At 52.5% G+C, this 13,715-nt stretch carries 10 protein-coding genes; 4 read left to right on the forward strand and 6 right to left on the reverse strand.

The genetic code is table 11. From position 1 onward, the window contains the following. Positions 1-3: 3 nt before the first annotated feature. On the reverse strand, positions 4-624 hold the full coding sequence (ycaC, locus tag ACVL1J_RS06635; RefSeq protein WP_341236839.1) for an isochorismate family cysteine hydrolase YcaC: 621 nt from the start codon (positions 622-624) through the stop codon (positions 4-6). Positions 625-746: 122 nt separating this feature from the next. On the opposite strand from ycaC, the gene ACVL1J_RS06640 reads away from it, so the two are divergent. The 3 genes from ACVL1J_RS06640 (at position 747) to ACVL1J_RS06650 (ending at position 5,265) form a co-directional block, all read left to right on the forward strand. Continuing rightward, a complete protein-coding gene (locus ACVL1J_RS06640) occupies positions 747-1,661 on the forward strand; it encodes a LysR family transcriptional regulator (RefSeq protein WP_341236838.1) in 915 nt (304 codons plus the stop codon). 163 nt (positions 1,662-1,824) lie between these two features. Beyond that, a complete protein-coding gene (gene katG, locus ACVL1J_RS06645) occupies positions 1,825-4,035 on the forward strand; it encodes a catalase/peroxidase HPI (protein ID WP_341236837.1) in 2,211 nt (736 codons plus the stop codon). 111 nt (positions 4,036-4,146) lie between these two features. After that, on the forward strand, positions 4,147-5,265 hold the full coding sequence (locus ACVL1J_RS06650; protein WP_341236836.1) for an enoyl-CoA hydratase/isomerase family protein: 1,119 nt from the start codon (positions 4,147-4,149) through the stop codon (positions 5,263-5,265). 12 nt (positions 5,266-5,277) lie between these two features. Here the strand turns inward: ACVL1J_RS06650 and ACVL1J_RS06655 are convergent, their stop codons facing one another. Continuing rightward, complete coding sequence (locus ACVL1J_RS06655) at positions 5,278-7,275, reverse strand: DUF1302 domain-containing protein (RefSeq protein ID WP_159572173.1); 1,998 nt, start codon at positions 7,273-7,275, stop codon at positions 5,278-5,280. 170 nt (positions 7,276-7,445) lie between these two features. Between ACVL1J_RS06655 and ACVL1J_RS06660 the strand changes: the two genes are divergently transcribed. Beyond that, entirely contained in the window at positions 7,446-8,027 is a 582-nt protein-coding gene (locus ACVL1J_RS06660) for a TMEM165/GDT1 family protein (RefSeq protein ID WP_159572169.1), read from the forward strand. A gap of 3 nt (positions 8,028-8,030) precedes the next feature. Here ACVL1J_RS06660 and ACVL1J_RS06665 read toward each other — a convergent pair whose 3' ends face one another. The 4 genes from ACVL1J_RS06665 to ACVL1J_RS06680 are packed head-to-tail and all read right to left on the reverse strand — an operon-like array spanning position 8,031 to position 13,636. Continuing rightward, the gene (locus ACVL1J_RS06665) at positions 8,031-9,395 is read right to left on the reverse strand and encodes a hypothetical protein (RefSeq protein WP_236550898.1); all 1,365 of its coding nucleotides are present in this window, start codon (positions 9,393-9,395) and stop codon (positions 8,031-8,033) included. A gap of 14 nt (positions 9,396-9,409) precedes the next feature. Then, positions 9,410-10,156 (reverse strand): 3'-5' exonuclease, encoded by a 747-nt coding sequence (locus tag ACVL1J_RS06670; protein WP_159572166.1) that lies wholly within the window; start codon positions 10,154-10,156, stop codon positions 9,410-9,412. A gap of 5 nt (positions 10,157-10,161) precedes the next feature. Continuing rightward, the gene (locus ACVL1J_RS06675) at positions 10,162-12,021 is read right to left on the reverse strand and encodes a DUF294 nucleotidyltransferase-like domain-containing protein (protein ID WP_341236835.1); all 1,860 of its coding nucleotides are present in this window, start codon (positions 12,019-12,021) and stop codon (positions 10,162-10,164) included. Between the two features lie 10 nt (positions 12,022-12,031). Continuing rightward, on the reverse strand, positions 12,032-13,636 hold the full coding sequence (locus ACVL1J_RS06680) for a BCCT family transporter (RefSeq protein ID WP_341236834.1): 1,605 nt from the start codon (positions 13,634-13,636) through the stop codon (positions 12,032-12,034). Between the last annotated feature and the right edge of the window lie 79 nt (positions 13,637-13,715).

The raw sequence follows: 13,715 nt of genomic DNA on the forward strand, positions 1-13,715 counted from the left end.
CGCTTACTTCGTCAGTGCGGTGTAGCTGGTAATCAGGTTGCGGTAATCCGGAATGTGATTGGAGAACAAAGCACCCAAACCTTCAATGTCGTTGCGCCAGTCGCGGTGCAATTCACAGGCCACGCCAAACCAGGTCATCAGTTGCGCACCCGCTGCCGTCATGCGTTCCCAGGCGGAATCGCGGGTCAGCTCATTGAATGTGCCCGATGCGTCGGTGACCACAAACACGTCATAGCCCTCGGCCAAGGCGGACAAGGCTGGAAATGCCACACACACCTCAGTGACCACACCGGCAATAATCAACTGCTTTTTGCCGGTGGCTTTGACGGCCGCCAAAAATTCTTCGTTGTCCCATGCATTGATTTGTCCGGGGCGTGCAATGTAAGGCGCATCGGGGAAAATTTCCTTCAACTCGGGCACCAGCGGGCCGTTCGGGCCAGTCTCGAAACTGGTCGTCAAAATGGTGGGCAAATTGAAATATTTTGAAAGGTCGGCCAGGGCCAATACATTGTTTTTGAAACGATCGGGGGCGATATCGCGTACCAGCGAAAGTAAACCCGCTTGGTGATCCACCAACAGCACTGCAGCATTGTTTTTATCAAGGCGAACGTAGGGCTTGCTCATGATTATTTCCTTTACATATTGACAGTGAATAATGGCAATATGCTATTGGAATAAACAATCACCGATAAGTAGTCCAATTTTCAACAAATCGTTCCACCAATAGAACGATTAAGGGGAGCCCAGTGGACTTAAATGACCTGTATTACTTCGCCAAAGTGGTTGAGCATCAAGGTTTTTCAGCTGCGGCGCGTGCATTGGGCGTGCCCAAATCCAAAATAAGTCGCCGAATTGCCGAACTCGAAAAGCGCCTGAACACCCAGCTGCTTTATCGCTCCACACGCAAACTGCACATCACCGAAATTGGCAAAACTTACTACCAACACTGTAAAGCCATGTTGATCGAGGCAGAAAGCGCCCAGGAATTGATTGAGCACAGCCACGCCGAACCCAGGGGCCTGATTCGCGTGACCTGCCCCATTGCCTTATTGCATGCTCACATTGGCGACATGCTGGCCGAGTTTCTATTGAAACACCCACAGGTAACCCTGCACATGGAAGCCAGCAACAGGCGGGTGGATGTGGTGGCCGAGGGCATTGACCTTGCCATTCGTGTTCGCCCCTTGCCCCTGGACAGCAGCGACTTGGTACTCAAGGTGTTGTCAGACCGTGGATTGTGTTTGGTGGCCTCGCCTTGCCTGATCAGCAAAATGGGCATACCCAAACACCCCAACGACTTGAATAAGTGGCCAAGCCTTGGCCTGGGTCAAACCCAAGGTCAGGTGCAGGCCAGTTTTGAATGGTGCTTGACTCACGACAGTGGCGAACGCGTGGTGGTGCCCCACTCACCCCGGCTTGTGACCACCGACATGGTTGCTTTGCGCGCCAGTGCCATGGCTGGCGTGGGCGTAGTTCAACTGCCCAACCTGATGGTGCCCAAGCAAGTGACCGCGGGCGAGTTGGTGAAGTTACTGCCCGGTTGGTCACCCCGGCGGGAGGTTATTCATGTGGTGTTTCCCTCTAGGCGCGGCATGCTGCCCGCGGTTCGCGCCTTGATTGACTTCCTTTCTGAAAAATATGACTCTTTTGACGAGGAGTGACCGACTTTTTTTTCAGGATTAATATGGAAGACATGCAGGCGGTCAACAATATCCATTGTCACTGCCTATAGAGCAAATTTATAAAAACAACTTGATTGATAGGATTTAGCCACCTACACTCAATTGAGCAGTTAATGATTAACGGCAACACAAGGAGAGATGTATGTCAAACGATGCAAAATGCCCTTTCACGGGCGACGGTCCTAAAACAGCGATTGCCGGCACACCCACTAACGCAAGCTGGTGGCCCAACGCACTGAACATCAAATTGTTGAATCAAAACTCCCCATTGACCAACCCGATGGGTGAAGATTTTGACTATGTTGAAGAAGTCAAAAAGCTCGACGTACCTGCCCTTCTGAAAGACCTTGAAGCGCTGTACACCAATTCCCAAGACTGGTGGCCCGCCGACTACGGCCACTATGGTCCATTTTTCGTTCGCATGACATGGCATGCCGCAGGTACATACCGTATCGCCGATGGCCGTGGCGGTGCTGGCACCGGCATGCAGCGTTTTGCACCCCTGAATAGCTGGCCCGACAACGGTAACCTGGACAAGGCCCGACGCCTGCTGTGGCCCATCAAGCAAAAGTACGGCAAGCAATTGTCATGGGCTGACCTGATCACCCTGGCAGGTACTTACTGTATGGACACCATGGGTTTCAAAACCTTTGGTTTTGCATTCGGCCGCAAAGACGTTTACGAGCCAGAGGAAGTGTACTGGGGCCCTGAAGCGGAATGGCTCGCCACAAGCGACAAAGCCAACAGCCGTTACAGCGGCAAGCGCGACCTGGAAAACCCATTGGCTGCCGTACAGATGGGCTTGATCTACGTGAACCCGGAAGGTCCGGACGGTAACCCCGATCCCAAACTTTCTGCACACGACATTCGCACCACATTTGCCCGCATGGCGATGAACGACTATGAAACCGTTGCACTGGTAGCCGGTGGCCACACCTTCGGCAAGGCGCATGGCGCGGGCGATCCATCACTGGTTGGCCCTGCCCCCGAGGGCGCACCAATTGAAGAGCAAGGTTTGGGCTGGATCAACAAGCACGGCACAGGCAAAGCCGGTGACGCCACCACCAGCGGCATTGAAGGCGCCTGGAAACCCAACCCCACCAAGTGGGACATGGGCTACCTGGAAACCCTGTTCAACTACGACTGGGAGCTGACCAAGAGCCCAGCCGGCGCACACCAGTGGAAGCCCAAGGGTGGCGCAGGTGCAGGCACAGTGGTCGACGCACACGACCCCAACAAGAGCCATGCACCCATGATGACCACCGCCGACCTGGCGCTGCGCATGGATCCTGATTACGAGAAAGTGTCTCGCCATTTCCTGAACAACCCGGACGAGTTTGCCGATGCCTATGCACGCGCATGGTTCAAACTGACACACCGCGACATGGGTCCAAAGAGCCGTTACATCGGCCCATTGGTACCGAAAGAAGATTTGATCTGGCAAGATCCAGTGCCAGCAGTGGACCACAAACTGGCCGATGATGCGGATGTTGCCGCACTGAAAGCCAAGGTATTGGGCTGCGGCTTGAGCATTGCAGAATTGGTGCGCACGGCTTGGGCGTCTGCATCGACTTACCGCAACAGCGACAAGCGTGGCGGCGCCAACGGTGCACGTATTCGCTTGGCTCCTCACAAAAACTGGGAAGCCAACAACCCTGCTGAATTAGGCAAGGTGTTGGAGCAGCTTGAAGCAGTGAAAGCCGAATTCAACGATTCTGCGAAAGACGGCAAGAAAGTTTCACTTGCTGATCTGATCGTTATAGCTGGTGCTGCTGGTGTTGAAGCCGCAGCCAAGAAAGCTGGTCATGACATCAAAGTGCCTGTTGCCTTGGGTCGCACTGATGCAACGCAAGACCAAACCGATGTGGATTCGTTTGAAGTACTTGAACCCACAGCAGACGGCTTCCGCAACTATGCCCGCAAGGGTCTGGAAGGAACCGCAGCAGAGCGTTTGATCGACAAGGCCAACCTGTTGGGCCTGACTGCACCTGAAATGACTGTGTTGGTAGGTGGCCTGCGTGCCTTGAATGCCAACGTGGGTGGCATCAAGCATGGTGTATTCACCAAGCGCCCAGAAACACTGACCACCGACTTCTTCACCAACCTGCTCGATATGAGCACCAAGTGGAGCAAGTCAACCAGCGCCGATGGCGTACTGGAAGGCCGTGATCGCAAAACTGGTGAAGTGAAGTGGACAGGTACACTGGCCGACATGTGCTTCGGTTCCAACTCGCAACTGCGTGCCCTGTGTGAAGTGTATGCAGGTGCCGACGCCGAGAAGAAGTTCGTGAGCGACTTCGTGGCCGCATGGAACAAGGTGATGAATGCCGATCGTTTTGATTTGCACCATTAATTTGTTTTAAAACTTGCTTTGCAAGCGAGAAAGCCCGGTGTGAAAGCACCGGGCTTTTTTGATTGGTGTATCTTTTGCAGTCCGGTTAAATTCTAAAAGCACATTCACAGCATGTCAGCACCCGTTATTTTCAGCACCATCACTACTGCCAGCGGTCACCGATTCGGACATGCCGTATTGAACAACCCTTCCGCCTTGAATGCGCTGACACTGCCCATGATCGATCTGCTCGATCCGCAGCTGAAAGCCTGGGCTGAAGATGATTCCATTGCAGGCGTGGTGTTGAGCGCAGCGGGCGACAAGGCATTTTGTGCAGGCGGCGATGTGGTCAGTTTGCACCATGCCAGCAAACGTGTAGGCGCCGGGCAAGTACCCCCCGAGGCCGAGGCGTTTTTCGAGCGTGAATACCGTTTGGATTACCGCATTCACACCTACCCGAAACCGATTCTGTGCTGGGCGCATGGCATTGTAATGGGTGGCGGTGTGGGCTTGATGGTGGGTGCTTCGCACCGCGTGGTCAGCCCCAATGCGCGAATCGCTATGCCGGAAATTCACATTGGTTTGTACCCGGATGTCGCGGGCACCTGGTTTTTGCACCGCATGCCAAAACACACCGGTTTGTTTCTAGCATTGACTGGCGCCATGATCAACGCCGGCGACGCCATGCTGGGCAACTGGGCTGACGCGGTTGTTGAACATGCGCAGTTTTCAGAAGTGTTGCAGGTCATTGAAAACACGAACTGGTTCGGTGAATTGAAAGCAGACCGCGAGCTGTTGTCCACATTGCTCAAAGGGTTCGAGACCGAGGCACCCAAACCCTTGTTACACACGCATGCGAAAGCAATTGATGAAGTAATGAATCGCGATGCACTGATCGACATCGATCTGGCGTTACGTGAACTTTTGCAACACAGCGAGCCCTGGCTGGCCAAGGCCGCACAAGCTTATGCACACGGCTCACCCACCTCGGCAGCGTTGTCGTATGAACTGATGAAACGGCATGCCAATGCCGATTTGGCTGATGTGCTCAGGCTGGAATATCAAGCTTCACTGGGTTGCTGCGCACACCCGGATTTCCCGGAGGGTGTGCGTGCGCTGCTGGTCGACAAAGACAAGTTACCGAGATGGACACCAGCTCACCTACGCGAAGTTGAAGCTGAACTGATCGCCGATATTCTTACACCCCGGTTTAAAGACTCACATCCGTTGGCTGATCTAGGCAAGGCTTAACCCGCGCCTGCCCTACAAATTAGCACCCACCACAAGCGACAGGAAATCCCGATCTTTAAACGGATCAAAATAGGCTTGATCGTTGAACATGCTGTAATTCATTTCCGCAAAATATTTGGCAGATTGTATTTCAGCGCGAAGGCCCAGACCCAAATTCATGCGGTCTTCAAGAAATACGCCATCGGCCGAATAGCCTTTGAAATCATGCGAGAAAAATACACGCGGGGCCAGATTAATCCCGAATAAAGCATCCGGATAGGTCAGCGCTGCCAAAATGCGGTAGCCGAACGCGGTCTCGGTGGCGTAACCGTCCACCACGCAGTTGCGCGCATTGGGATTGACGCCTGCATCGCAATTGCCACCGTTGTAACTGATATGCGAACCCGCTCCAAATGCGGGTGAGCGCCCGAAGCGATCCCCAGTGAAGGGGTCGCCGATTCCGCGCCACATTTGAGCACCAAGCTCGCCAACCACAGCCAGTTGGCTAGCACCCAAACGACGCGGAAACAATGCAATTGTGGACACCTGGGCTTGAATTTTATCCAACGGTTTGTAACCCTGCAGCACGGAGCCCATTGGAAACTGGGAAGCATCGCCGTATCGAGCCAGTGGACCATCCCCAGTGGCAGAACCTTTGATCAAATCAACCGTGTTGTAACTGACCGGATAATCTTTGGTGTAACTAAGCTCGCCAAAAACCGAGTATCCGAACAGTTCTGTTGCTGCGGAAAAACCGGCAACCTGAATATTTTCCTGACTGTAATCAAAAAAGTACGACAGCGGATTCACGACATTTTGCCCGGCCACAGCCAAACCATTGAATATTGAATTGTCAAACCCGGACGGGGTTTTCACCAGACTCAACGAAGGAATTCGTTGGTGATAATTCACCAGATAAGCGCCAAACTCGGTGCCGATTTCCCCGGCGTAGTACCGCGCCGCCAAACCCATTTGCCCAGAATCTTTGGGTCGACCGTCCGCCAGTTGCGCCATTCGAAAATTCAAACGCGCAAGATCCAAGGGCAATCCGGTCAAATTGGCCAGCGTACCCAAGCCGGGCAAGGAAGACAGGCCACTTAGCAAAGCGGTGTTCACTGGCACGCCAGACACGTTCACAACACCACCGCCCGAAAACGTTTGTTGATCGTTGTAACCCGTGAAATCAACCGTGGCAGGTCCTAGACTCAAGACCCCCGGATTAACGGGTGCGCCCTGAAAATTACAATTCAAAAGGTCTGCCTGTGAAAAGAATGTGCCACAACCATCCACGACCACTTTTTCATGATTCAACTGAACAAAACCCTCCAGCGACAAATCGGGAGTCGCCTGAAGGTTTCCATAAATTTGAGGGATAGGCAGAAATACTTCCTTCAATTGCGCCCCTGGCCGGCGCAGCGCAGCAGAATCGAAATTTGAATACTGATTCACGCCACCCAACACGAACAAGGCCTCGCCCCAAGTCACGACCTGATTGCCCACTTTCATGGTCAATGGCTTGCCCAAGGGTTCAAAGTCTGCAAACACATAACTGTCAAGAAATTGGGCATCCTCGAACTTGGTGCCCTTCTCGAAGCCATTGTCATTGAGCGGTTCGTTGGAGCGAAAACCATTGTTTGAAGAGCCGTGAGGCACTCGATTGCTGCGGTTGTGGAAGTCTGAAAACGCTTTGGCGCGAACAAAAACACCATAGTTGTCTTTCTTCAATTCGAGTTCGCCCACTGCTTTGGCAACCGAATTGAACACATCGCCCTTGGCATAATTCAAATTGCCATCATCCACGGTGCCACTTGAAGCCTCGCCCCCATTGCCAATGAACACCAGGGATTTGTCGGCATCCTTGGTACGCATAGAGGCCCCCACGCTGACCTCCATGGCCCATCGCCCTTCAATACCGACAGGCCCATTAAAAGTTCCTGCACCGAATCCGCTTGCGCTGTAAAATGTCAACGCCAAAGGCAGCAGGCCTTGCGCAGACACGCCTTGCCCGAGTTTGAGCCACGATGGTTTCATTGGAATTTGTCTCCCACAATTTTAGGTATGTTCGTAATCAATCTTGGTACGTGCCTTGATTTTTTACTTACGACATATTTGCCCAGTATATTACTAAGCAATTTGTGAGATGTTACCGGCGCAACACATTAATCCAACACTTTGTATGAATTGACTTCAGGAATTTTTAAATGTCATCGGCACTTCTCGTTTCAACCGGTGTGATTGCACTTGCTGAAATTGGGGACAAAACCCAACTTCTCGCATTCTTGCTAGCTACCCGCTTTAAAAAACCCATTCCCATCATTGTGGGTATTACTTTGGCCACACTCATTAACCACGGCCTGGCAGGTGCTGTTGGCAGCTGGATCACAGCCAATGTGGATCAATCGGTTCTACGTTGGGTACTGGGTGCGTCCTTTATCGCCATGGCGGCGTGGACTCTGATCCCTGACAAAATTGAAGATGAAGAAACCCAGCTTGCAAGCAAGCTGGGCGTGTTCGGAGCCACTTTCATCACCTTTTTCCTCGCCGAGATGGGCGATAAAACGCAAATTGCCACGGTGGCCATGTCGGCTCACTACGCCGATGTGCTCATGGTGGTGGCTGGCACCACCTTGGGCATGTTGATTGCCGACGTACCCGCGGTATTTGCAGGCGACAAGCTCGCCGAGAAAATCCCGATGAAGCTTGTCCACCGAATCGCTGCGGCCATGTTTGCTGCACTGGGTGTGGCAACGCTGCTGGGTGTTGGAGCAAACCTTGGCCTGTAGCGATTAAAAGTAATATCCAAAATTGATGTTGAACCGGTGGTTTCGTTTCTGGTCTGGGTTGGCACCAAACCGGCTGTTGAAACCGCCGTCACCACCAATGAAATCGTTGCCATTGCTGGTGGCGTATTCTGCATAGGTGTACCACCCCCCGGCAGTGCCAAAAGCCGCACCAATGGTGTAGAGCTCGCTGTCATTGAATCCGTTTTCGTCTTTCATGATCGAGCTGTATTCCGCAAACGGAATCACATAGTTCAACCAGCCAATCGAGGGAGTTTCCAGGTAGTAACTTAGCGACACTGCAGGAATAAAGGCCTTCTGGGCCACAGCAGTCGGGAACGCAAATGCGCCCATTAAAATTTCGCCCTGATTGGGCACACCGGCCTGCTGCACATCGTAGTCGTAATAAGTACCCTGTGTGGCCAGCGTGAAGTTGTTCCACTTGTTCACCATGTGCAGTGAATAGGCCGACATGTCGCCGTCTTGCGTTGGATTGCCCAAAGCGTTGACACCCTCGCCGCGAAGCTGACCGTACTGGGTCGAGAAACCCAAATCGGAATCAATACCGGCCAGCTTGGTGGAGTAGATCCCCCTCAAGTTCAACTGGTTTTCTTCGGCGTAACCATTGCCTGCGCCATCGGTAATGACATCGTAGGAATAGCGGTCTGCTTTTTTGGATCCACCTTTGTAAGAACCTTCATCCTGCAGGTAATACCCTGCATCCCATTTCCAGTCACCTGTGGTCCATGAATATTTCACGCCCAAATCCATGTCATCGGACAAGCCCACGTAGTAGTGCTGGTCAAAGAAAAAACTTTGCGAAACACCGTAGGGGCCAGGGCCAAACGGTACCCTGTTCACACCCACTTGCACCTGGCTGCCATTGGCGTAGTTGTAACCCAACCAGGCGGTGTGCAACATGTGGTAGCCCGTTCCAAATCCACCATATCCGTCGTAAAACCGGTATTCAAACTTGCCCAGCACGTTGCCGTTCTCGTAATCCAGATTAATACGTGCGGTGTCCAATCCGACATTGCCCCCATCGGGGAAGGCACGGCTGCTTTCCCCGCCTCCGGTGTCTTTCGGGTAGGTGCCTGCGGTGTAGTTCACACGCACCGCACCGCCCACTTTCAGTCGACCACCTGCAAGGTCAAAGGCCATGTCAGTGTCGGGCTCAGTCGAGGCCGTTTCTGTCACCTTGCTTTGTTGCTCAGCCTTGGCCAAGGCACGTTTGCTTTCTTCAAGCTGTGCCTCAAGCACTCGGATCCGCTCTTTCAACTCGGCGGCACTTTCCTGGGCCATCACAGGCAAACTCAGGGACAAACACATCAGTGCAGCTGCACAGCGTATTGGCTTTAAACGGGTGGTCATTGGTGTTGTTCTCCTTATCTCAATGGCAAAATCTGGCTGACCGGGCGTGCGTCAAGGCCATGGTATTGAATCTGTGCCTGTAGCAATTCTGCGCAGGCCAACGCATCCAGCAAGGCGTTGTGTGGTCTGTAAAAAGGCAGTTTGTATTGGCTGCGTACATCGGCAAGGCGTAAGGAACCCGCCTGGTTTTTTCTGAACATGCGAGCAAAAAGGCCCAAGTGCTGATTGTTTGAAAAATGCCGTTCAATGCCCATGGTGTCGAACGCCGGAAACGAAATTCCTTCCCCAATGCGGTACTGCAAGGCAGTCGACAAAAACTGCGATTCAATGCCCGCACAGTGCGCAACCACCACGCGATTTGTCATCATTTCCAGCAGGTCTGGAAATACATCGATCAAATCGGGGGCCTGCTCAATATCCGAGTGGGTGATCCCGTGAATCGGTATGGTGTCTGCACGCAACTTTGCGGCGGGTTTTAACACCCAATAGCGGCTTTGCCCCAACAGAATTCGTTTTGAATCCATGGGTATTGCACCAATGCTGATGATGTCGTCGTACTCAGGATTCAGGCCTGTTGTTTCAAAGTCGAGTGCCAACATGGGGGTGCCGTTCAAAGGCAAATCTTCATCCAGTTTCAAGCCTGAGTAAAACGCTTTCAAGGCGGGGTGCTGGGCCAGACTCGCAGCCTTTTCAAACGGCATGCGCCAAGACTGCTGCGCGCCAGGTTTGAGATAGGTGGTCAACTTGGGCAAGGGCATCATGGTTGCTATTGACCACGACTGGATTGATAACGAAACTTCAGGAAATTTTGGGCATCACTGAGAATCTGGAATGCGTCTTTCAAATTCTTGCGTTCAAAATCAGACAATTGCCGGGGATCAACATTGTTGTCAGGCTGCTTGCCCGCTTCCACGCTAAGTGCCTGGTGGCGAATTCGAACCATGGCAATCAACTCCATGGAATCCCGAATATTTGCCACCTGACCTTTGACCAAAATACCTGCCTTTTCAATGTCTGTGAGCCGGGAGAAAGAATTGCGCGAAGTACTGCCCACAGACAATGCATGCACCCGGATCAAATCGGCCAAGGGCGCTGTACCACGGCGTTTCATGTTGATGGTTTTTGTTTGACTGCCATCGGTTTCCATGACGAAGTCTTTGAAAAATCCAAGTGGTGGAGTGCGCAGCAAGGCGTTGCGAACCATTGACGATAAAAAACGATACGATGAACTGCCTTTGCTGCGAATCAGTTGATTCAGTTGATTCGCAAATGCGGTTTCGCCCCACACGCCATCCAGATCAAAAAACACATTGCTGTTGAGCAAGCCCTCCGGGCTGGGGTTTTCTATCCACTCGGTGAAAGTCTGCTTCCATGCAGCCAAAGGCATTCGCCATTGTGGATTGCTCGCCATGATTTTCCCGGTGCAATAGTCGTAGCCACAGGCATCCAAACCATCGCATACAAAATTTGCGAGCTTCTCAAAATACTCACCATGTAAATCCGGGCTATAGGTATCGGCCAGCACCAGTGCATTGTCCTGATCAGTCACAATCAACTGTTCTTCACGGGCCATTGAACCCAAGGCCAGAAAACAGCAAGGTACCGGGGGTGGCCCAAATTGCTGAACAGCCAACTCGAGCAGTTTTTGTTTGAAGCTTCGGCCGATTGCCGCCATTGCGCTACCCACCATGCGCGAATTGGCATCCTCTTGCACCATGCGAACAAAAGCGTCTTGAACATCTTTCTTCAGGGCCGCCAACTCTTCCACTGACCCTGCATTGAAAATACTGTTCACCAAAAACAAACTGTTTCGCGACTGGTACTTCACCAAATCAGATTGCGACACAACGCCAATTACTTCGCCATTTTTCATCACTGGCAAATGCTGCGTATTGTGGCGCAGCATCAGCATCATCGCCTCGAACACCAATTGATTGTGTTTCACCGTTTTGGGGGTTTCGGTCATGATGTCCCGCAGTGGCGTGCTGTAGGGCAGACCTTTGGCAACCACGCGATCCCGGAAATCCTGATCACTCACAATGCCGATCAATGCCCTGGCTTCATCCTGCACAATCAGGGCAGTCTGGTTCGTTTGCACCATGTGGCGTGCCGCCTCTTGCAAGGGCGTATGACCAGGCAAACACAGGGGCGCTGAGCTGATCAATTGATCAATATTCGAGGTGAACAACACATTGTTTTGATGACTGCGCGATACGGCTTGCCGCAAGCGGGTGTGGTCTTCGATCTCAACGTAATCGGCGAACGCCTCACATTGCTCAAACAGGCTCGTGAACACCGGCGCGGGAATCATGTAGCACAGGGTGTCCTCCAGGGCTTTGGCCGGGAAACGTACTTTTTTTCCGCGCAACAAACCGAACTCGCCAAAGTACCCCCCTTCGCAAAGTCTGTTGTACAGCTGACCGTTCCGCCTGAATACCTCCACTGCACCACTGCGAATCACAAACCAGTAATTCGAGGGTTCATCAAAATTCAGGATTGGAGAACCGGCCTTGAAATAACTGATTTCGAGGTTGGAAAGCACAAGTTGAAGCTGCGCCTCGCTCAATGTGTTCAAGGGCGCATGCTTCTGAAAAAATTCTGTGATTTCCTGTTGCTCAACGTTCATGGACAATCCATTAGGCTCGCGGCTCGCTGGCCAAGCCTTTGATCACCGCCACAGTGGCAACCAGCAACACAATGGTGAACGGGAACCCGGTGGACACCGACATGGCTTGCAATGCGGCCAAGCCACCCCCGAGAATCAGCGCGATGGCCACCAAGCCTTCGAATACACACCAGAATACGCGCTGAGGGGTCGGCGCATCAACCTTGCCGCCTGCTGAAATTACGTCAATCACCAACGAGCCCGAATCAGACGAGGTCACAAAAAACACAATCACCAACACAATGGCCACGAATGAGGTAATTTGCGCCAAGGGCAAGGCTTCAAGCATCATGAACAACTGCAAAGGCAATTCCGCTTCGGCGGCCGCCTGGTAACCCTGATTGACCACTTGCTCAATGGCCACGCCACCAAACACCGACATCCAGAGCACACAGGCCAGCGATGGAACCAGCAACACTGACACGATGAATTCACGCACTGAGCGGCCCCGGGAAACCCGCGCAATGAACATGCCCACAAAAGGTGACCAGGAGATCCACCAGGCCCAGTAAAAGGCGGTCCAACCCTGCGTGAAATTGGCATCTTCCCGGCCCACCGGATTAGACAACGCGGGCAGGTATTGAATGTAGGCAAGCAGGTTGTCCAACACACCTGTCAAGATCAGCACCGTTGGGCCCACTATGATGACGAACAACAACAGCGTAACTGCCAGCAGCATATTGATTTCTGAGAGGCGCTTCACGCCCGCATCCAGCCCGGCGACCACCGATAAAAGCGCAATGGCTGTAATGCCAATGATCAACAACACTTTGCTGGTGTCATTGGCAGGAAAGTCGAACAGGAAGTTAAGGCCTGCTGCGGCCTGAGAGGCCCCGAACCCGAGCGATGTTGCCAACCCAAACAAAGTGGCAAGAATTGCGAGAATGTCGATGATGTGGCCAGGCCAACCCCACACGCGCTCGCCCAGCAAGGGATAGAAAATTGAGCGTATGGTCAAGGGCAATCCTTTATTAAATGAAAAGATTGCCAAACCCAATGCGATGATTGCGTAAATGCCCCAAGGGTGCAAACCCCAGTGAAAAATCGTGGCGGCCATGCCCAAGCGAGCTGCGGAAGCGGTGTCGCCTTCAGCACCACCCAATGGCGCCCAATCGGTGCCACCCACCGAACTTGTGTAATGCGACAAGGGCTCGGACACACCGTAAAACATCAAACCAATGCCCATGCCCGCTGCAAACAGCATTGAAAACCAACCCAGATAAGTGTAATCAGGCTTGGCTTCGGTCCCGCCAATGCGGACTTTTCCAAGTGGAGAAATCGCGATACCAAGACCCACTAAAATGAAGACATTGGCCGCACTCAAGAAGAACCAGTCGAGGTTTGAAGTGAGCCAATCGCGAGTAGAAGTAAACAGTGGAGCCACATCGTTTTGAAACGCCAGGGTCAAAATGACAAACGCCACCACCGCCAAACCGGAGATTGCAAAAACCCGGTTGTGAATGTCCAAGCCGAATGGCCCTAATTTCACGATAATGTTGTCTTGACCTACTTTGTAATCCGTATCAATTGGATTAACCGCACCGTCGGGCACCATCAAATCTTTGCTGTCGCTCATCAAATTTCCTCTGTATTTCTTGGATTTCGGTTTCACCTTAACAGAGATTGATGGTTTAACAACACCACATTTAATTCAC

The organism is Limnobacter sp. G6BE5S, assembly GCF_058448965.1.